Source organism: Paenibacillus mucilaginosus 3016 (assembly GCF_000250655.1).
In the GTDB taxonomy this organism is placed as follows: Bacteria; Bacillota; Bacilli; order Paenibacillales; family NBRC-103111; genus Paenibacillus_G; species Paenibacillus_G mucilaginosus.
Genome location: NC_016935.1, coordinates 5,969,483 through 5,990,693 on the forward strand (window position 1 = coordinate 5,969,483; position 21,211 = coordinate 5,990,693).

The window sequence follows — 21,211 nt, forward strand, 5'->3', positions numbered from 1 at the left end:
TGGGGACTATCAAAAAAGGGCACTCCAAAGCGAAAGGGGCCCCGCTTCAGGGCCCCTCCCAGACCGCCAATCCACCGGCCGTTACGGCTTCAGCACGACCTTAATGCAGTCCTCCAGCTTGTCCGTGAACACCTCATAGCCCCGTTCCGCCTCCGTCAGCGGCAGGCGGTGCGTGATAATGTCCGTCGGATCGAGCTTCCCCGACGTGATCTGCGCGAACAGCTCCGGCATGTAGTGAATGACCGGGGCCTGTCCCATCTTCAGCGTAATGTTGCGGGAGAACAGATCCCCGAGCGGGAACGCGTTGTAAGTCATGCCGTACACCCCGATGAGCTGGATCGTGCCTCCCTTGCGGACAATCTGCCGCGCCGTCTGGACCGGACCGAGCGTACCGCCCTGCAGCTTGAGGGCCGTCTCAAGCTTTTCGACTACCGACTTCTCCCCGTCCATGCCCACACAGTCGATCACGACATCGGCTCCTCCGCCGGTGATCTCGTAGAGATGGGATTCAAGGTTGTCCACATCCTTGAAGTTGAAGGTCTCCACCCGGTTCGTATTGCGGGCATGATACAGCCGGTAATCGAGATGGTCTACCGCGATGACGCGCTTTGCACCCTTCTGCCACGCGAACTTCTGGGTGAGCAGCCCGACCGGCCCGCTGCCAAGCACGATGACGGTGTCGCCCGGCTTCACGCCCGAGTTCTCCACGCCCCAGTAAGCCGTCGGCAGAATGTCGGAGAGGAAGAGCACCTGCTCGTCGGTCACCTCCGCTTCCGGCGGAATCACGAACGGCATGAAGTTGCCGTAGGGCACCCGGAGCAGCTCCGCCTGGCCGCCGGCATAGCCTCCGTACGATTCCGAATACCCGAGATAGGCCCCGGTATCGTAGACCGGATTGTCATTGGAGTTGTCGCACTGGCTCTCGAGCTGATTTTTGCAGTAAAAGCACTCCCCGCACGACACGTTGAACGGAATGATGACGCGGTCGCCCTTTTTGACCCGGGTCACCTCCGGACCGACTTCTTCCACAATGCCCATCGGTTCGTGGCCGATGACATAGCCCTCGGGCATGCCGGGCACCATCCCGTTCACGAGGTGGATGTCCGATCCGCAGATCGCCGTGGAGGTGATGCGTACGAGAATATCGTCGCTTTTCTCGATGATCGGGTCCTGCACCTCTTTGACCTTGACCTGCTTCTTGCCCTGATAGGTTACCGCTCTCATGTACTCCAGCTCCTCTCGCCTTCCTAAGGTATGGATTGTTGCCTGTCAGCCTTGGCCCAGGACTACGCCACTACTTACCCGGATTGGACTCCTTCCAAAACCTGGCGGGCGGCCAAGGAGGCGGAACCGCATGGAACCGGCACGGCGATCCTGCTTCCGCATGGAGGGGAAAGGGAGAGCGGCCGGCCCCCGGGAATCTCTTGTGTCCGGCTTCCCCCGCACCCAAAGCTAGCCCGGCCTCTTCGGCGTGAAGCGCCACAGCAGCTCCTGCCCCTTGGAGATTCCGATCCGCGGAGTCGCTTCCCACGGCAAAGCCGGTGCAGCAGGGTCCCGCTCCACCCACAGCTCCCCGTCCGTCAGCAGATCGCGCCCGTTCCATTCGATGCCGATCCCGAGGCCCTTGGCCAGCTTCCCGGGACCGTTCAGCAGCGCCTTGTCCGGCACCCCCGGCCGGTTCGCACGGATCAGCGCCTCCCCTTCGAGGGGCGCGGCCCCCCGGAGCAGCACCGCTCCTACGGCGCCCGGTTCGTGGGCCACAATATTCAGGCAGTAATGCATGCCGTATATGAAATACACGTAGAGCACCCCGCAGGCGCCGAACATGAGCTGGTTGCGCGGGGTGACGCCCCGGTGGGCATGCGAGGCCGGATCCTCGGCCCCCTTGTACGCTTCCGTCTCGGTCAGCCGCACACGGATCTCCCCCTGTTCCGTCCGCCGCACCAGCGTGCAGCCGAGCAGCTCGCGGGCCACGGCCGCCGTGTCTCTCTCATAGAATGCCCCTTCGAGTCTCATGTGTTCCTTCTCCCTCCTGCCGGATGATCGCTTCGCAGATGCAAGGAATGCAAGCCAAAAAAAGGCAAGCTCCCGACATCTCTTGTCAAGAGCTTACCCCAAACGAAGATCAAACTACCGCGCTGCGGTCTTGGCCCGCTGCAGCGTCACATACACCCAGCCGGCCGCGGCGCCGGCCGCAAGCCCGCCGAAGTGGGCATAGTTGTCGATACCGGGCACGATAAAGCCCAGAACCACGTTCATGCCCAGTCCGCCCCAGATGGCCATCCCCCCGCTCTCCCCCCAGAGATCCGGATCCATGATCGAGAGAACGAGCAGCACGCCCATCAGCCCGAAGATCGCCCCCGAAGCCCCCGCCGAGATCGATGGAGAGAAGGTATAGGAGGCGATGTTGCCGGCAATCCCGGCCAGGAGGTAAAAGAGGGCGAAGCGCAGGGAACCGATCCCCCGCTCCAGCCGGCCGCCGAGCGACAGCAGTGCCGTCGAGTTGAACCAGAGGTGCAGTCCGCCGATGTGCAGGAAGATCGGGGTGATCCACCGCCAGTATTCTCCGCGGTCGATGTACGGATTGTACTTGGCCCCGAAGCGCACCAGCGTCTCCGGGTTGTCGGAGCCTCCGTAGGCGGTCATGAGCAGCCACACCGCCACGTTGATCCCCGTCAGGGCGAAGGTAACCGGCGAGCCTTTGCGGCGGCCGGCGATCTCCTCGCGGGGCCGCCGCAGCCGCTCTTCGTGCGCCCGGACAATCGCATAGTGCCTGCGCTCGATCGCGGCATTCAGCGCACCGAGCTCATATTCCGCCGGAATCAGCTCCGCCAGGATCCGCTCGAGCGCTTCGCTGCCCGTGACCCGCATATCGCTGGCGAAGAGGCGGTGCAGCCCCGGATCGGCCACCCACGCCTCGGCCCGGTACTGCTCGGTGACCGAGCTGACCGAGAGCTTCGCCAGCTCCTCCAGCGGCGTCTGCAGCCCGGGCGACGTGCGGATATAGAGATGAATCTTGCGGTGCACGAGCGCCGATTTGCGCCGGCCGAAGGTCTTCATCCAGTCGACGGATTCCTGCAGCTGGCTGCGGATCAGCTCCTGCTGGGCTTCCGGCGTGTCGCCGTAATACAGCGGCAGCAAAAACAGATATGTCACCCGCACGCCCTCCTGCTTGCGCAGCGTCAGCATGCCCTCGTCATTGTCAATCAGCGTATAGCCATGGCGGACGCCGAGCTCCTCGGCCATCCTCCAGATGAGATCGTTGAGCAGATGTACGTTCATTCGGTACTCCTTATCGCCTAAGGGATACCTATAGTATAAGAGGGTGTCCAATTCCTATTCAATGGGTCGACGGGCCTGCGGCCCCACGGCGGGAGGCACGACGGCCCGCCGGGTCCAATACCGGCGCGTGGCGCAGTGCTCCTCCGCCAGCTTATAGCCGGCGAGCCCGACAAGCTCAATGCGGCCGGCGGAGTCCGGCGAATGCAGCATCCGCCCCTCCCCGGCATAGATGCCGACATGATGCACGCGCCCCCTGCCCTGCTCGTAGGCGAAGAACAGGAGGTCGCCCGGGAGCTCCTCCCCGGGCGGCACAGGGTCCCCGTCCAGCGCCTGGTCGGACGCATCCCGTGGGATCAGGAGACCCAGCGCCCGGTGCATCGAGTGCGTGAAGCCCGAGCAGTCGTAGCCGTAGGACGACAGGCCGCCCCACAGGTACGGCAGCCCGGCGAAGCGCAGCCCCTGCCGGACGAGCTCCCCGCCCGCGGGCCGGGTGGATGAAGCCGGATCACCGCCCTGCGGCTGAGCGGCGGACACGATCCTCACATCCGCCCGCGGCAGGGAGGCCGCGCCGTGCGGCGTGTCGACCCGGACACGGCTGCCGGTCTCCCCGGTGACGGGCAGCTTCGTCAGGAAACTGAGCTCCAGGCATTCGCCGGTGGCGGCGAAGCTCAGCACCGTGCGCGGCGAGCAGACGACGGCCCAGGGCCCATCACTCTCCGGCAGCGGGCCGGCCAGCTGCCGGATCGGCACCCAGCCCGGGTAGCCGCGCGGCTCCTTGCCCGTGGACTGCTCAGGGATGAGCACCTTCGCCCAGCCGTCCCGCTCCTCGCTGACGAGCACCGGGGTGCCGTACAGGAGCTGGGTCTGCACCCGGCTGCCCGCATAGAGATCGAGCTTCTCCTCAAGCGTCATTGCCCGGGTCCACCCGGCGGCGTCCGCCGGCGCCCTGAGCGCAGGCTCGTCAAGCGGCCGCGGGGAGTCCGGGGACGTCCACACGGTGGCCACATTGACCGCGGTCTGCATGGCCTTCAGCTCCGTCATGAGTCCACCCCCACGCGCACCGGATCTCCTGCTGCGGTGATTCCAAGGCCGGTGAGCAGCGGCGTCAGCCGGTCCACGACAGCCGATTCGATGTCCCCGAGGCGGTCCCCGGTGACGGCGGATGCGGCCGGGGCCTCCCCCAGGCCGCTTCTTCCGTTATCGCTGGTGATCCGCACAAGCAGCGATACAGCCGTATGCACCATGCGCCGGGCCGTCACCAACGGCCTGAGCAGCGGTACGCATTGGCGTGCGGCATAGACTTCACATTGGATCACGATGCATCTCCCTCCTTCAGGGCCTCACGCCCGGCTCGAGCCACTGCGCCGTGCCCTCGTCCCCATCCACCTTCAGCAGCGCCCCGAGCGGCACGGCAAAATGCGGGACCGAGTGGCCGATCGGCAGGCCCGACAGGGCGGGCCTGCCCGCCGCCCGGATGTAATGTGCGATGACTTCCGCTGCCGTGAACGACTCCCTGCGCTTCACCGGCCCGCAGTCCCGGAAGTCCCCGATAAGAAAGCCCGCGGCCGCACTCAGCTTGCCGGCCTGCTGCAGCTGGTTCAGCATCCGGTCGAGCCGGTACGGCTCTTCGCCGATGTCCTCCAGGAGCACGATCCTGCCCCGCGTATCGATCTCGTACGGAGTGCCGAGCGTGCTGGCGAGAAGCGTCAGGTTGCCTCCCGCCAGTCGGCCGTACGCGGTGCCGCCCACAAGCGCGGCCAGCGGGGCGTCCTCCCGCCCAACCCGCAGAAGCTTCGGCTCGAACAGCTGCCCGAAGCCCTCCAGGGTCACGGGATGCGGCTCTCCCTCCGCGAGACAGACGAGCATCGCCCCGTGGAAGGTGATCAGCCCCGCCCTCCGGCCGATCGCCGCATGCAGGAACGTAATGTCGCTGTAGCCCCAGAAGATCTTGGGGTTCGCGCGGATCGCCTCATAGTCGAGCAGCGGGGCGATCCGGCCCGAGCCGTAGCCGCCGCGGGCGCAGAAGACCGCCCGGATCTCATCGTCCGCGAACATCGCGTTCAGCTCGGCCGCCCGCACCTCGTCTTCTCCCGCCAGATAGCCGTGCTTCAGGGAGAGCGTCTCCCCGATCCGCACCTTCAGCCCGAGCCTCTCTAGCACGGCCGAAGCCCGCAGTATACCCTCCCGGTCCCCGCAGGATGCCGGTGCGGTAATCCCTACCGTATCGCCGGCCTTGAGCTGCGGGGGACGGATCATGCCATGCTCCATAGGCTCTTTTCCTCCCGGACGGCGGTTGGCTGGGAGGAGCCCCTCCGGCTCCTCCCTTACTTCATCTTCATCATTAAACTTACTTCATCTTCATCATTAAACTTACTTCATCTTCATCTTCATCATTAAACTTACTTCATCTTCATCATTAAACTTACTTCATCTTCATCATTAAACTTACTTCATATCCGCCCACTTGAAATCAATATATCCGTAAGCGTGCCGGACGATGTCCGTTACTTTGTCGCTCTGCAGGTACGTGGAGCTGTAGAAGTAGATCGGCAGGATCGGCGCCTCCTCGATCAGGAGCTTCTCCGCTTCGTGCAGCAGGGCGAACCGCTTTTTCTCATCGGTCTCCTTGTAGGCGCTCTGGATCAGCCCGTCATACTTCGCGGAGCTCCACCCCGTGCGGTTCATCGGATTACCGGTCTGGTAGCCGCCCAGGAAGTTGATCGGGTCCGCAAAATCCGGAAGAAACGACGAACGCGACATCTGCAGCTGCAGCGCCTTCTGCTCGGCGGTGAGCACCTTGCTCTCCTTGTTCGCCAGCTTCACGTCCACGCCGAGATTCTCCTTGAACATGGCCTGCAGCGTCTGTGCGATCTTCTGGTGAAGGTCATTGGTGTTATAGGTCAGCGTCACCTCGGGCAGCTTCGCATATCCCGCTTCGGCCATCCCCTTGGCGAGCAGCTTCCTGGCCTCCGCGGCGTCGAAGGTGACGAGCCTTCCGCCCGACTCGCGGAAATCCCTGCCGTCCGGCCCCTTCAGCCCGTAGGAGACGAAGCCTGCTGCCGGCTTCTGCTTCTGCTTCGTGACAAGATCGACGATCTTCTGCGAATCGACGGCGAGGAGGAACGCCCGCCGGATCGACGCGTTGTCGAAGGGCGGCAGCTTGGTGTTGAACCGGTAGAAGTACGTGCCCGCCGAGTCCTCCACCCTTGCCTTGTTCTCCGCGAACAGCTTCTCGGAGAGGTCCGGCGGCACCGAGGAGGTATGAAGCTCCCCGGACTGGAAGAGCTGGTATTCCGTATTGGAGTCGTTGACCATTTTGAACGTTACGCCGTCCAGCTTTACATTCGCCGCATCCCAGTAGTGCTCGTTCCTCACGAGCTTCAGCTCGGCGTCATGCTTCCACTCCGCCAGCTTGAAAGGGCCGTTGCTGAGGATCGTCGCCGCCTCGGCCGCCCATTTCGGATTCTTCTCCACCGTGGCCCGGTGCACCGGGAAGAATGCCGGATTGGCCGCCATCGAGATCAGCCAGGAGGCCGGCCGGGTCAGCGTCACCTGCAGCGTCTTGTCATCGACCGCCTTCACCTTCACCCCGTCGGCGGTGCCTTGGCCGGCATGGAACGCCTCTCCTCCCTCGATAACATAAGCAAGCGGCGCCGCTTGCGACGGCTGCTTCGGGTCCAGAAGCTTTTTCCAGGCGAATTCGAAGTCCGACGCCTTCACGGGATCACCGTTCGACCACTTGATCCCCTCCCGCAGCAGGAACGTGACGGTCCGCCCGTCCGGCGAGATCTTCCATTCCCTGGCCATGGCCGGCTCCGGCGTCTGGTTCTTCCCGAGCCGCGTCAGCCCTTCCATCATGTTGTTGAGAATGTCGTACGAAGCCATGTCAAAGCCGACCGGCGGATCGAGCGACGTGGGTTCGCGCACGTTGTTGTACATCAGGATCTTCGCCGCGGTTTCTTTCTGCGCGACATCCCCCTGCGGGGTGGACGCTTCCGGGCTGCAGCCGGAAAGCAAGGTGCCGAGCATCAGGGAACAGGAGACGAGCAGGATCGACAGGCTCTTCATGAAATCCGCTCCTTCGTGGAATGGGATGTCTGGCTTCGGAGGGTCAGGGCCGGGCCCGGGGACCGGACGGCCTGCGGCTCCGGACCGGCCTGCGGCGCACGGGGATCGAGCAGCCAGCAGGATGCGGCATGGGTCGGCGTGATAACCGCGGCCGGCGGGGCATAGCGCCCGCACACGTCCATCGCCCGCGGACATCGCGGGGCGAAGGCACAGCCCGGCGGAGGCGCATACAGATCCGGCGGCGTGCCGGGGATGGAGAGAAGCGGCCGGCCCTTCGGCGTATCGAGCCGCGGCATCGAAGCGAGCAGCCCCTGTGTGTAAGGGTGCCGGGGACTGCGGAAGATCTCCCCCGCCGTGCCGCTCTCCACAATACGCCCGGCGTACATGACCGCGACCCGGTCCGCGGCTTCGGCCACCACGCCGAGGTCATGCGTGATCAGCAGGACGGAGACGCCCCGCTCCCGCTGGACGCCCCGCAGCAGGTCCAGAATCTGCGCCTGGATCGTCACGTCCAGCGCCGTGGTCGGCTCGTCCGCCAGGAGCACGGAGGGCCGGCAGCTCAGCGCCATGGCGATCATGATCCGCTGGCGCATCCCGCCGCTGAACTCGTGGGGGTACTGCCCGAGCCGGGCCGGCCCCTGGCCGATGCCCACCTCCTCCAGCACCTCGAGCGCCCTTCGGCGCGCCTCGCCTCGTGTCAACCTCTCATGCAGCAGGAGTCCCTCCATGAGCTGCTCGCCGATCGTCAGCGTCGGATGCAGCGCCGTCATCGCATCCTGGAACACCATCGCGAGCTCCGGCCCGCGCAGCCGCCGCATCTCGGCCTCCGGGAGGGCGGTCAGCTCCCGGCCCCGGTATCGGATGCTGCCCCGCTTGATGCACGCCGTGCGTCCGGGAAGCAGCCGCATCAGGGACCGGGCGGTGACGCTCTTGCCGCAGCCGGACTCTCCGACGACGGCCAGCGTCTCTCCCTCCCGCAGCGTGAAGCTGACTCCCCGCACCGCCTGCACCTCCCCGCCATGAGCGGCGAAGGAGACGTGGAGATCGTCCACCTCGAGCAGCGGACGGCTGTCTTTGGAATGGTCGTCGAACGGGTCGTCGATCAACAAAGCCTACCTCCTTTTCGGATTCAGGGCCTGCTGCAGCCCGTCCCCCAGCAGATTGAACGCCAGCATCGTCAATGAGATGAAAAGCGCCGGATAGAACAGCCGCCACCAATGTCCGGAGAGCACCGTCGGCAGCCCGTCATTGGCCATCACGCCCCAGGAAGCCAGGGGCGGCTGGATGCCGAGTCCGAGAAAGCTCAGGAACGCTTCGGCGAAGATCGCCGACGGGACGGAGAAGGTCACCTGCACGAGGATCACCCCCATCGTATTGGGCAGCAGGTGCCGGGTGATCACCCGCCAGGGACCGGCCCCGAGCGTGCGGGCGGCCAGCACATACTCGGCGGACCGCTGCTGGAGCACCTGGCCGCGGACGATCCTTGCCATCCCGAGCCAGCCGGTTGCGGTGAGGGCGACCAGGATCGTGAGCAGCCCCGGCCCCATCGCGACCATCAGCAGGATCACCACGAGGAGATACGGGATGCCGTACAGCAGATCGACCAGGCGCATCATGAGCTGGTCGGTCCGGCCGCCGAAATAGCCGGCGATCCCGCCGTAGGCCGCCCCGATGCAGAGATCGATGAGCGCCGCCGCCACCCCGATGAACAGGGAGATGCGGGCGCCGTATACGATCCGCGCGAAGACGTCCCGGCCGAGCTCGTCCGTGCCGAAGAGGTGCTGGCCTGACGGCGCCGCGTTGGCATGCAGCAGGTCCTGCTTCAGGTAATCGTGCTCCGTCAGCAGGGGACCGGCCGCCGACAGTGCCAGCAGCAGCACGATCAGGATGAGTCCCAGGACGGCCAGCTTGTTCTTCAGGAGGCGCAGTCCGGCCTCCTGCCAGACCGAGAGCCGGGGGCGGACCAGGCTTTCGCGGCTTTCCGGCCCCCTTGTCATGGGAACGAATAAATGATCGGGTACCTCCATCCGTCTCACGCCTCCTTCCGGTGCAGCCTCATGCGGGGGTCGATGAACCCGTAGACGCAGTCCACGAGGAACATCATCACGAGCAGAAGCGCGCTGTAGAATACCGTGGTGCCCATAATGACCGCATAGTCCCGGTTGTTGATGCTGTCCACGAAGTATTTGCCCATGCCGGGGATCGCAAAAATCTTCTCGATCACGAAGCTCCCCGTGAGCACGTTCGCCAGCAGCGCGCCCAGCAGCGTCACGACCGGCAGAATGGCGCACCGCAGCGCATGCTTCACGACGATCACAGAAGGCGGCAGCCCCTTGGCCCTCGCTGTGTCGATATACTCCTGCGTCAGCACCTCCGCCATGTTCGCCCGGGTGAGCCGGGCAATCATGGCGACCGGACCGGCCGCCAGCGCCAGAGCCGGCAGGACGGCGTGCTTCCAGGTGCCCCAGGTGGCCACCGGCAGCAGCTTCCATTCCACGGCGGCATATTGGATGAGCAGGGGGGCGATGATGAAGCTCGGTACCGCGGTGCCGAGCACCGCGAACACCATCGCGGCGTAATCGACGAGGCCGTTCTGGCGGAGAGCCGCCGCCGTGCCGAGCGCCACGCCGGTGACGACGGCGAGCGCCAGCGACACCAGCCCGAGCTGGAACGAGACGGGGAACCCGCGGCCGATCATCGCATTAACGCTGTCCGGGTAATGCGCGATGGACGGGCCGAGATCCAGGGTGAGCAGCTTCCGCAGATACAGCCCGTACTGGATGATCAGCGGCTCATCCAGTTGATAGTGCTCCATCAGGTTCTGCACGGCGGTCGGATTCGCGCTGCGGCCGTCCTTCTCGAACGGGGAGCCCGGCACCGCGTGCATCAGGACAAAGGTAACCGTGACGATAAGCCACAAGGTCAGCAGCATCGAGAGAAGCCGCTTGAGAATATAGGGCAGCATAGGGATCCTCCTTCCCGGCTGTGGCGTCTGCCTGGAAACTCGTTCAGCCGGTCCTCCCGGTCAGCAAAACGAGGTGCGCGAGGCGAGCTCGGTCATCACGAGCATCGCCCGGTACGCTTCCAGCATGTTCCTCGCGGGGAACGTGACGACAGGCGAGCGCTGCTCGATGGAGGTGCCCGGCATCAGGGCCGCCCACTCCGCCTGTCCGTAATTGGCGAACTCGATCGAGAGGACGGGCCGCTCCGGAGGCCGCAGCGGCTGAATCCGGTCCCGCGCCGCGAGCGCCTCCGCCGTCCGCTCCCGCAGCAGCTGCGCGCTCTTCTCCGGCGTCAGGGAGACCGCCGAGGTCCGGGAGATGCGACGCTTCACGGCAGCCGTCACGACGCCGGGGATCAGCGCCTCGGCTTCGGCCGCCGCTTCGTCATCGCCGGCGACCATCAGGACGGGAACCCCGTGGTACCCCGCCACGTAAGCATTGAAGCCCAGCTCCCCGATCTCCCGGTCCCCGATGTGCATGCTCCGCACGCCGAAGATCATCGTGTGGCTGAGCACCCCGGCCTTCGCCGCCATCGCATGGTACCCGAGGAAGACCGCCCCCGTGAAGCCGGGTGCAAGCCCCTGCACCATCGAGAACGGCTTCACATCGCCGGTGATGACCTGCGCCTCGGGATGGAGCTTCTCGATGAGCAGATTGTTCATCTTGGAGTGGCTGTCGTTGACAAGCACCTCCGTACAGCCGAGGCCGAAGGCCGTTCCGGCGACCGCATTCGCCTCCATCGTCATGAGTTCCTGACCCCTGCGGTAATTGCGCCCGCTTGAGTCGACGAACGTCGTGTCGGCCAATCCCGTAATGCCTTCCATATCGATCGAAATATACAGCTTCACCCGAATGCCTCCTCTTGGTCCATTCTTGTCCTGCTACAAGGTATATGCTGGAAAAACAAGAAAAACCCCTGGTCGGGGTCCTTTCAAAAAATCCGGCAACCGACTTTCCCGGCGCCCCAGGCTTCCGGAAGCTGTCCTTTGCCGGATTTTCTTTGCGTGCGGGGTGTCTGCCGTCCCCGCTTGCCAACAATGCGGCTGTACTGTTCTTTCGGTTTTGACCAGAAAAAAAGGGACTGCACGCGGCAGCCCCTCCCTTTCCATCGCAGCATCCGTCATAAGGCTCGGATGCTGCCTTTCATCCGAGCTGTGCCGGCCGCCGCTTCCCCGGCTCACTTGGCCGCTGCGGCCACCGCCTTCGCCACGTATTCCACATCGGAACGGTCGACCGCCCCGCTGTGGTTGAGGTCGAACTCCGGCCGGTAGCCCGGCTCGCCGGCTTTCGTCCCGCTGTGCCTTGCAATCAGCACAAGATCGCTGAGACCCACGGTGCCGTCCAGATCAAGGTCTGCGCCGCTGACCGTCACCGTAATCCGCACCGGCGTCTCCAGCCGCACCGTGTCCCCCTCGCTGTCCGACAGCGTCGAGCCGGGCTCGAGTGCGAAGCTGCCCGCCCCCTGCTGCAGCACGGTGAACTTCAGCGTGAGCAGTCCTACCGCGCCGCTGCGGCCCGGTACGCCGCCGAGCAGGCTGCCCGTCACGTTCGCCTGATTGGCCGCCGGTCTCGACTGCCCAAGCACCGCCGTCTCCCCTTCCCGGCCGAAGCTGTCCTGCAGCTTCACCTGCATGAGCTTGAAGCGGGCCGGATCATACGTCAGCTTCGCGAGGAAGGCATACAGGTCTTCGGCTTCCTCCGCCTGCACGTTCACTTCCAGCACGGAGCCCACCTCGAGGAAGCCGGGTTTGGCCGTGAGCGCCAGGCGGCCGGCCGGCTCCGGCTCATAGACGCCGGTCGTCACCGTGGCGGCCAGCGGAGCCGCGCTCACATTCCCGGCCGCATCCCGGGCGGCTACCGTGAACAGATAGGCGGTGCCTGCCTGCAGGCCTGCCGCATCGTATTGGTAGACGGCCCCGCCCACCGTATCCTGCAGCTGACCGTCACGGTAGATGAGATAAGCGGCTACGCCGCGTTCATCTTCTGCCGCAGGCCAGCGGAGCTGCGCGCTGCTGTAGGTCACATCCGTCACCGTCAGCGTGCTTCCCTCCGGCCAGACCGGTGCAGCCGTATCGTCCGGCTCGTAAGCGGAGGTCGTCACGGTGACGGACGGATTCTCCGTGCTGCGGTTGCCCGCCGCGTCCCAGGCCTCCACCGAGAACTCGTAGGCCGTCGACGGGGACAGCTGGTCATCCTCATAGCTGTACACATCCCCGGCTACCGTCGCCGCATGCTCGCCGTCCCGGTAGATCCGGTACGAGGCCACACCTCGGTTGTCCTGGGCCGGAAGCCACTGCAGAACGGCCGAACGGTAGGTCACGCCGGTAACGCTCAGCGCCTCTGCGGGCCATACCGGCGCCTCCGTGTCGGGTCCTGCCGACTCGAAGCGGAACAGGGTATTCCCGATCGTTTTGTACCAGGTTCCGTCGATGAGCTTCACCATGTCCCGGCCTTCGGTGCCTGCAGAAACCGGCGCCGCCTCTCCGGGACGGTAAATATAGATCCTCTCGCCTGACGTATAGACGAGGCGGCCGTCACCGGCCAGCTGAATGATCGCCGCGGAATCGCTTACAGCAGCGACCTTCGTTACGGCTCCTTCAGGGGTGCGGAGGTACAGCTCCGTTCCGCCTTCCTGGGCGGATGCGAGGTAAGCGATCCAGCCGCCGTTCAGCTCGTAATCACTGTGCGCCCGGCCGTCCTCCGGCAGCGCCGCCGCCACCTCTTCCACCACGCTGCCATCATAGGAATACAGCCGGAGGCCCGATTGGAAGAGAAGCTGGCCTCCGCTGGCGGCCATCCCCCGTACGTCCTCGTGGCCGGACAAATACAGTTCCGCCGTCCCGCGGAGCGGATGACGGTAGATCCGGTCTTCCTCGACATAGAAGAACGCTCCATCTTCGGTCAGTTCGAAGACGTCATAGGCTTGGGTGAACGTCTCCGCCGGCGTCTCCGGCAGGGAAGTATCATACAGTGCGAAGGGGTAAGGGGCCGATTTCAGGTCGAACAAGGCGTAGTTCCCCTTGGTCTGGAACATGGAGCGCATGGAATACGGAACCCTCGTCAGTATGCCGTCCGCCCAATAATGGACAAAGTTCGAGGTGCCCGGGCTTTGGAGATACAGCGCCCCCGCCGGCGTCAGCTGCATCCGGTTGTTCATCTCGCTCCGCTCGGCGATCACGACCTCCGAGCCGTCGGCGCGGTTCCGGATGACGAGTGCATACCTTCCTGTGTCCACCCTCTCGATCAGATACCGTCCGGGGTCAAAATCGACAATGCGTCCCGCAACGGATTCCACGGGGACATTCCGCGGATCGGCGGTCACATGAATCGTATGCCGGCGGGTCGCGCTCTGCGCTCCCTGCTCATCCTCCGCCACGACGGTGTACTCGAGCAGCTGTCCGGCATAGGCCGATACGTCAACCGTCTCATCGACGCTGCCCTGGCCGCTGAATTCCGCAATGGTGCTGAAGTTGCCCGAGACCGTGACGCGGACCTCCGGTACCGAACTGTCGTCTTCGGCGGATGCCGCGACATGCAGAAGACCGTCCGTCACCACCGTCTCGTCGGACGGCTCCATCTTCGTGAGTACAGGCGCCGAGTTATAGTAAAAAGGGGCCTCCTGCGTGCTGATTCCGCCCAGTTCATCAGTCACGGTAACCGTGAGAAGCTTCGCTCCCTTGGTGAACCTTTCGAGGGGCATCTCCCCGCGCCATTCACAGCCTCCCGTGCAGGAGTAGGTAAGCTCCGCTTCGCGGTCCTCCACCCGGGCGACCGCCTTCACGGCCTCCAGCTCCGAATACGTGCTGGCCCGGATCGGCAGGACGCCGTCATAAGAAACGTTCGGATAAGGACTGTCAATGCGGATGAATACCGCTCCTTCCGCCTGCACGCCCGCCGCCCACAGCAGCGACAGCATGCAGCTTAACCACAGCACAATAACCCTTCTGCTCACTACGAACACCTTACCCTTCACGAAAAATGAACTGCTTTTCGCTGATACAAGTTGTATCGGGCAGTGGACAAGTATACGCTTTATTTTCCATTTTTTCCACCCTGATGTTATCATACTCGATTTTTCGACGGTTGTAATCAACAAAAAAAAAGCAACTTTCCGGTCAGGCACCACCCTGGATGAAAGGCAGCGATTGGAACGAAGCAAGGTGGACCCCCGCATGCGGCAGACCTCCTTCCCCTCTCGAATCAGGCTGCAGCAGCGCCCTCTTCGCCATAAGGGGATTTGAATTAATTACCATATGTGATATCATATCGATATTATGATGACATTGCAAACATAAAGTTTGGAGGAACACCCGTTTACAGCATAGTGAAAAGGAGGGATGTCGCGCCTGGCATCAAAAGGAGCAGGCAGGCTTGTGTGTGCGGCCGTGGTTACCTCGTTTCCCATGGCGGTTCTGGAGCAGCCCCCGCTGCAGGACACAATGAAGATGAACAAGGAGTGAGGCAAGTGGTAAGTCAAGGTTCGATTACGGCTTTGATCGTGCAGGTTATTCTGGGGATTGTCATTCCTTTGTCTTTGCTTTTCTACTGCCGCAGGACACTCCAAATCTCTTACCGTGCTGTCGGTGTCGGTATTCTGATTTACGTCGTCTTTTCACAGCTCTTGGAGCAGGTGCTTCATGCGTATTTGTTTTCAGGCAGCCCCGTAACCGCCGTGTGGCTAAACAATCCATGGATCGCGGCTGTTTACGGCGGCCTGGCCGCAGGCCTGTTTGAAACTGCGGGACGTTGGTTCGGCTTCTCTCTGCTATTGAGAAAGCGGCAGGAACGCAAGGACGGTATTGCCGCGGGCATAGGCCACGGCGGTATTGAGGCGCTGCTGATCGGCGCGGGCATGGGCCTATTGGGAATCGTGTATGCCGTCATGATTAATTCGGGAACCTTTGAACAGCCATTCGGCGCCGAGGCGACAGCCGAGCAGCATGCCCTGTTCCAGGGGATCAAAGACCGGATGATTCATACCTCGCAGAGCGAATTCTGGCTGGGCGCGTTCGAGCGCATCCCCGCCGTATCGATTCAGATTGCCCTTTCCTTAACCGTTTTGTACGGCATTCGGACCCGCAGGGCCGTGTACTTGCTTTATGCTGTTTTGGTTCATGCTCTTATTGATTTTTTTGCGGGACTGTATCAAGCGAAGATGATTCCCTTGTGGACCGTTGAAGGGATCGTGTGGGGTTCGGGTCTCAGCGCCTTCTTCGTCATCGTGAAATCCAAGGCATGGTTTGCCGCTTTGGCCTCGGGTCCTGCAAAAGAGGAGAAGGTCCCGCCAGACATAAAGCTATTCCATTAGGTACACCCAGGATGCGTTGACCAACGCGCGTGCATGTTCTGCAATGCCCTTGGAACAGGAAAAGGCATTCATCGATAGACGGAATGAGCTGCCTTCTCTGACGAGCGGATCGCCGGGGGCGCCTCAAATATCTCCTTGACGGATTTGACATAAGATATCGGAGCCCGGGCCCTGGTGAGCATACGCGTCTTAGATGTTCAAAAGGCACGACCCCTGGATGGAGTCGTGCCTAAGCGCATGGCCGGATTATCGTGTAATGGTCAATACCGTCTCTCCCGCGAGCACATCGCCGTTCTTGAGACGTCCGCGGAAGACGGCCTTCACGCTGGACGTCGCGCCCTGCAGTGCCTGGATCAGCTGATTGCGGTCGAACTTCAGCATGAGGTCCTTCTTCCCGTCGGCGTCATAGTCGCCCACCAGCACAGGGGAGGCCAGCGGCTTCAGCGTGCGGCCGTAGACGCTCAGCGTCACGGAGGCGGGATCGATGTTCTTCGCCCCGTGATCCGGCAGTTCCAGATAAGCGGTGGCGCTGGTCGCCGTCGTGGAGCTCTTCAGGTTGATCGGATTCGGCTGCAGATCCACGCTCGCATGGTGGACCGCATACAGGGACGGAGCCGGCGGAGTCGTCATCCCGTCGCCCAGGAAGAAGCCCGTGTGCGGCGGCTGATTGTAGCCGACATTCTGCCACGCCACGCCGAGGCGGTACACCGGATCGTGCATCAGCGTCGGCAGCCGGCGGTCCGTCACCGCGGTGGTCGTGTAGATCCGCAGCTCCGAGGAATCGGTGGAGCGCCAGACCGCCTCTTCCCGCCAGTCGCCGAGCAGGTCGGCCTGCAGGTTCGGCGTCGCCTTCGTGCCGTTGTTCGAGGCGATCTCCGGCGAGGTGAACAGATTGCGGGTCGCCCCGGCGGTGTAGTCCCACTTGTCGATGCGGTTCTGGTCGAGCAGCTCGCGCAGCGGGTCGCCGTCCCACCAGATGCCAAAGTTCGTGGACGACGGCGTCACGGCTCCGATCTGGGCCCCCTGGCTGCTGAAGAGCTTCCCGCTCGCCCAGACTTCCTCTCCCGGATGCGCCGGATCGATGTCGGCAGACATGCCTCGGCCCGTATCCTTGCCGGTATACACGCCCCAGATCATCTGCCCGGTCCGGGCATCACGATATTCGATCCCGGCGGCCGCATTCTTGTCCTCATGCACCTGGAACACTTCCAGACCCGGGCGGGTCGGATCGAGGTCCCCAAGGTGCATGGCGTCGCCATGGCCGAGGCCTGTCGTGTAGAGGCCCTGGCCGTTATCATCGATCGCCGCCGCCCCGTAGGTGATCTCGTCGCGGCCGTCGCCGTCCACGTCGGCCACGCTCAGGTTGTGGTTGCCCTGTCCCCGGTAGCCTTCGCTGCCGGGGTTGTTGCTGTCGAACGTCCACACCTTGCTCAGCTTGCCGTCCCGGAAGTTGTAGGCAGCCAGGACGGCACGGGTGTAGTAACCGCGCGCCATCACCAGGCTAGGATGCTCTCCGTCCAGATAGGCGACCGCCGCCAGGAACCGGTCGACCCGGTTGCCGTAGCTGTCACCCCAGTCGCTCACATTGCCCCGGGGAGGATCGTACGGCACCGTATCGAGCACCTTCCCTGTCTTCCCGTCGAAGATCGACAGGAACTCCGGCCCGGAGAGAACCCGGCCTGCAGCGTCGCGGTAGTCCGCCGAAGCGTCGCCAATGACCTGACCCGTGCCGTCCACGGTGCCGTCCGCCGTCTTGAACGCCACTTCGGCCCGGCCGTCGCCGTCAAAATCGTACACCAGGAACTGCGTATAGTGGGCACCGGCGCGGATATTGCGGCCGAGCGAGATCCGCCACAGAAGGGTGCCGTCCTGCTTGTAGGCGTCGATGAACACTTCGCCGGTGATCCCGTTCTGCGAGTTGTCCTTGGAGTTGCTCGGGTCCCACTTCACGATCAGTTCGTATTCCCCGTCGCCGTCCAGATCGCCCGCGCTCGCATCATTGGCGCTGTAGGTGAAGGGGGTGCCGTCCGGGTTCACGCCGTCCGCCGGCTTCTTCAGCGGCACGCTGAGGTAGTTCTTCCCCCAGACGCCCGCGGGCTTGGGCGGCTCCTGCTCCACGCCGGATACCACCGCGCGGACCGTATACTTCGACGCTGCCGTACCGTCCGGGTCCAGGAAGTTCGTTGCCGCCGTGATCGGCTCGCCGTTCAGCTTCACGCCGTCGCGGTACAGATGGAACGCCGTACCGCTCTTGTCCGTGCCTAGCAGGCGCCAGGACACGAAGATACCGCCTTCGGTCTGCACGGCCACCACGCCTCGGCCGAGGTACTCCGCCTGGCGCTTCTGGACGACGGTGGACGAGCTGCTGCCGGAATCGACCGTGGGATCGGCTGCGGATACAGGAGAAGCGGCTGCAGGAACAAGCAGGGCGAGGGACAGAACCGAGCTGAGAAGACGCTGACGCTGACGGCGGGAGATCGAACGCAATTTCACAGGAATATTCCTCCTTGGATTTGGGGTGGGATGTAAAATGCAGGCAGCGGCGGGCCGTTGTCCTGCCGCTGCCTTGAATTCACGAAGACGATGTGACGGTCTCACCTCCCCGGCCGGCTGTTCCGGCTTCTCCGCTCCCCAGCCAGCGGCCGATGAGCTCCAGGCACACAATCGTATTGAGCGACCACTGGGAGACGGAGTTCGTCGAGACGTCCGGAATCTCCCGGAGCGGCCGCACGAACGCCAGGCGGTCCACCTCATCCGTGCGGGCGATGCGCTGCATCAGCTTGTCGCCGAACAGGATGTCCCAGGTCCGGCGGGCGAGCGCTTCGTCGCCGTAGCGGGCGGCGGCATAGGCCATCATCACCGTGAAGAACACGGGATGATCCCAGCCCTGCTTGCCGATCGCGCCGCCCGTACGGGCCGCTTTCTCCTCGGGCGTCAGCGGGTAGAACGCCCCGAACTCCGCCAGCATCTCGCGCCACTGGTCGTCGCCGAGCAGCTCCGCGAGCTCGAACCACACCTGCGGCGCGCCCATGCAGATCATGAGGTGGCGGCCCCAGTTGTCATCGCTCATGTGGAGCAGCTCCCCGGTCTTCGGGTCATAGCCGAAGGTCGGGCCGGTGAGCAGCCGGTGCGGCATCCCCTTCATCGCCTCCCAGCCGACGAGCAGCTTGTCGCGGTAGGCCGTATCCTCGAAGCGCTCCCAGCGCGTCATCCAGTTCGAGCAGAACGCCGACCAGTCCGGACCGACGCGCGTATGGGTCGGGAACTCGTCCTTCGGGAAGTAGTAGCGCATCGGATCGAGCGTGACGGTCGTGTAATCCGCGTCGACGACCTCTTCCATGATGTCGCCGGTCCGCTCGTCCCCTGTCAGGTAGTAGAAATAGCGGTGCAGCCCGGCCATTGAGATTCTCGCTTCCTTGCAGCCGCAGCCCCAGTGAACGACGTTGTGGCGGGAGCCGAGACCCGCGTACTCGCCGAAGTGGTACGTGTCCACCTCGCTCGTGTGGCGCGTCATCGCCTCGGCCAGGCGGAACACATCCTCCCGGCCCGTGCGCAGGAACGTCAGCCACAGCCACATGTTCGGCACGAGCTCCGTGTTCTGCCACGCGCAGCCGCCGATATCATAGCGCCACGTGTGGCGGACCGGATCGTAGCTGTGCATGACATCGCCGAAGTCCCAGAACCCGTACCACCGCCGCTGCTCGATCTCCGCCTTGTAGAACTCGATGGCGGCGTCAAGCAGGTCCTCGAGCTCCGCCTGCAGCGGGGTGTCCCGGGACGGCAGGCTCCAGACGCCGAAGGCGCCTGTGTCATGATAGCGCTGCGGCTCGCAGACCAGCTGCGCAGGCCGCTCGAGCGAGCCGGCCATGGCGTCCAGCTCCTCGTGCGACGGCGTACGTTCCAGGCACCAGAAGGTGAGCTCATTCGTGTTCGCCACCCCGTACGGCGTGCTGCGCAGCTCGTGAAAGCCCTCGTAGGACGACTCCAGATGCGTCGTCGTGTCGTAGTGGCGCAGGTCCATCGCCGGTGCATCCGGCGACCAGAACCAGGCCGTTGCTTCCGCCGCCTCTCCGGAGAGGCCGGAGAGCTCGAGCGAGGCCGGGTGCTTGCGCCAGAAGTGCCGCAGCCCGAGAGCCAGGCCTCCCGCTTCACTGCCGGCGTAGGCGACGCCGCGGGACCGCGAGCCGGTGACGGCCTTCAGCCAGGAGCAGGCCGGACCGGTCCGCTTCGACACCGTGTACGAGTCCGCACTGTGCTGCACGAGCTTGAAGTGATCCCAGACGGCGGAATCGTCAAGCAGCGTGAGGAACCGCGCATCCTCCTGCGGGTCGAACGCGACGTTCTCCCCCGCCGTCTGGCTGCGGTACAGCTCCTGGTATTTCCCCTGTGTGCGGATCGTCATGAGCGTCTTCGGCGATTCGGCGAAGACGCCCGTGTCCCCCGTGAACCGCACGTGGCGGTTATACAGCGGCCCTTCGAGCGGCAGGGTGAAGCTCAGGCCGATGCCTTTGACCCCATCCTTGCCCGGATCGCCGTCGTAGACGAAAGTATGCACGGCCCGAACGGACTCCTGCCCCGCGTAGAAGTACAGCCGCACGGTGAACGGCAGCCACTCTCTCGGGCTGCGGCCTCCGAGCAGGGCATGGCGGCCTTCGAACTTCACGACGGCCCGGACGGGTCCCCGCTGTTCGACGGTCACCCGGTGCAGCCGGCTCCGCAGCGCCTGCGTCCGGGTCACCCGGGCGCCTTCGGTGACGCTCTCTTCTTCCCGGTACCCGACCAGCCGGGCTCCGGTGCAGAGGGTGCGCTCTCCGCGCACGATGGAACGGACCAGCGCTTCTCCTTCGGTCCCGAGCGTGTAGACGGCCCGCCCCGTATCCACGACGATCCGCCCGGCGTGCTCCTGCACCGATACGCCCTCTACCGGCGCTTCGCTTTCGCCTTTGGACAGCGTGTACGAAGCTTCAGCGCCTTCTCCAAGAGAGACCGCGTGGGCGGTCCACTTCACGCTGCCGTCCGGGTAGTAGGCCGTCGGCCAGCTCTGCACAGGAAGGGGCATGCCCGAGGCCGAGACCAGCCGCAGCGGTTCCTCCCTCTTCAGCTCGCCGGCCTTCCAGGGCACGCCCCAGGTCACGGCCGCCGGCCCAAGCGGCGCTTCTCCCAGCCAAGCGGCCGTAACGCCATTCTCCTGCACAGCCTTCTCCGGATGACCGATTCCCTCAACCGGTATGTTCGTTCTGACATCCTTCTCCTGCGCTTCCCTGCTCATGTGCTGTTCCTCCTCTGCCGGGCCTTCTCACAGTCCATCATAACAAGGCCTCTTGGGTATCACTGCGGATGATCCTGCAGTTCCTGTCTTCCCTTCCGTCCGCGAACCTGCGCAAGCTTACGGATCTCTGCTGCCTCCGCCAGAGAATGGCCCCGGCTGCATTCGCTTCCGTTTGCCCCTCTCGGACTTCCGTTTGCTTCCGATTCTTTCCACTTGCTTCCTTTTTATCACCATACCACTGAATTCTGTCAAATTCCATTTTTCTTATATGTTTAGTCGAAT

At 64.0% G+C, this 21,211-nt stretch carries 15 protein-coding genes; 1 reads left to right on the forward strand and 14 read right to left on the reverse strand.

Annotated elements, in window-relative coordinates:
* Window positions 1–81: 81 nt before the first annotated feature.
* From PM3016_RS24340 to PM3016_RS24395, 12 genes are all read right to left on the reverse strand, one after another.
* Window positions 82–1,224, reverse strand: a complete 1,143-nt coding sequence (locus PM3016_RS24340; protein ID WP_013919285.1) for a zinc-dependent alcohol dehydrogenase — start codon at window positions 1,222–1,224, stop codon at window positions 82–84.
* Between the two features lie 228 nt (window positions 1,225–1,452).
* Complete coding sequence (locus PM3016_RS24345) at window positions 1,453–2,016, reverse strand: DNA-3-methyladenine glycosylase (protein ID WP_014371332.1); 564 nt, start codon at window positions 2,014–2,016, stop codon at window positions 1,453–1,455.
* A gap of 114 nt (window positions 2,017–2,130) precedes the next feature.
* Window positions 2,131–3,282: a rhomboid family intramembrane serine protease gene (locus PM3016_RS24350; protein ID WP_014371333.1), complete on the reverse strand. Its 1,152-nt coding sequence runs from the start codon at window positions 3,280–3,282 to the stop codon at window positions 2,131–2,133.
* A gap of 54 nt (window positions 3,283–3,336) precedes the next feature.
* Complete coding sequence (locus PM3016_RS24355; RefSeq protein WP_014371334.1) at window positions 3,337–4,323, reverse strand: C40 family peptidase; 987 nt, start codon at window positions 4,321–4,323, stop codon at window positions 3,337–3,339.
* Window positions 4,320–4,598 carry a hypothetical protein gene (locus PM3016_RS24360; protein WP_014371335.1) on the reverse strand — a complete coding sequence of 93 codons (279 nt, stop codon included), beginning with the start codon at window positions 4,596–4,598 and terminating at the stop codon, window positions 4,320–4,322. Before PM3016_RS24360 ends, PM3016_RS24355 begins: the two co-directional genes overlap by 4 nt.
* A 16-nt stretch (window positions 4,599–4,614) precedes the next feature.
* On the reverse strand, window positions 4,615–5,550 hold the full coding sequence (locus PM3016_RS24365) for a S66 peptidase family protein (protein WP_014371336.1): 936 nt from the start codon (window positions 5,548–5,550) through the stop codon (window positions 4,615–4,617).
* 177 nt (window positions 5,551–5,727) lie between these two features.
* Window positions 5,728–7,350, reverse strand: coding sequence for a peptide ABC transporter substrate-binding protein (locus PM3016_RS24370; protein ID WP_014371337.1), 1,623 nt, complete (start codon window positions 7,348–7,350; stop codon window positions 5,728–5,730).
* Window positions 7,347–8,456 carry an ABC transporter ATP-binding protein gene (locus PM3016_RS24375; protein WP_014371338.1) on the reverse strand — a complete coding sequence of 370 codons (1,110 nt, stop codon included), beginning with the start codon at window positions 8,454–8,456 and terminating at the stop codon, window positions 7,347–7,349. The genes PM3016_RS24370 and PM3016_RS24375 overlap by 4 nt, the downstream gene beginning before the upstream one ends.
* A gap of 6 nt (window positions 8,457–8,462) precedes the next feature.
* On the reverse strand, window positions 8,463–9,377 hold the full coding sequence (locus PM3016_RS24380) for an ABC transporter permease (RefSeq protein WP_013919294.1): 915 nt from the start codon (window positions 9,375–9,377) through the stop codon (window positions 8,463–8,465).
* 5 nt (window positions 9,378–9,382) lie between these two features.
* Window positions 9,383–10,315 (reverse strand): ABC transporter permease, encoded by a 933-nt coding sequence (locus PM3016_RS24385; protein ID WP_013919295.1) that lies wholly within the window; start codon window positions 10,313–10,315, stop codon window positions 9,383–9,385.
* Window positions 10,316–10,375: 60 nt separating this feature from the next.
* On the reverse strand, window positions 10,376–11,200 hold the full coding sequence (locus PM3016_RS24390; RefSeq protein ID WP_013919296.1) for a M55 family metallopeptidase: 825 nt from the start codon (window positions 11,198–11,200) through the stop codon (window positions 10,376–10,378).
* A gap of 329 nt (window positions 11,201–11,529) precedes the next feature.
* The gene (locus PM3016_RS24395; protein WP_238540315.1) at window positions 11,530–14,286 is read right to left on the reverse strand and encodes a fibronectin type III domain-containing protein; all 2,757 of its coding nucleotides are present in this window, start codon (window positions 14,284–14,286) and stop codon (window positions 11,530–11,532) included.
* A gap of 531 nt (window positions 14,287–14,817) precedes the next feature.
* Between PM3016_RS24395 and PM3016_RS24400 the strand changes: the two genes are divergently transcribed.
* Entirely contained in the window at window positions 14,818–15,660 is an 843-nt protein-coding gene (locus PM3016_RS24400; protein WP_014371340.1) for a YhfC family intramembrane metalloprotease, read from the forward strand.
* A gap of 246 nt (window positions 15,661–15,906) precedes the next feature.
* Here the strand turns inward: PM3016_RS24400 and PM3016_RS24405 are convergent, their stop codons facing one another.
* Window positions 15,907–18,153, reverse strand: coding sequence for a rhamnogalacturonan lyase (locus PM3016_RS24405; protein WP_014371341.1), 2,247 nt, complete (start codon window positions 18,151–18,153; stop codon window positions 15,907–15,909).
* A gap of 79 nt (window positions 18,154–18,232) precedes the next feature.
* Window positions 18,233–20,929 carry an exo-rhamnogalacturonan lyase family protein gene (locus PM3016_RS24410; RefSeq protein ID WP_014371342.1) on the reverse strand — a complete coding sequence of 899 codons (2,697 nt, stop codon included), beginning with the start codon at window positions 20,927–20,929 and terminating at the stop codon, window positions 18,233–18,235.
* Between the last annotated feature and the right edge of the window lie 282 nt (window positions 20,930–21,211).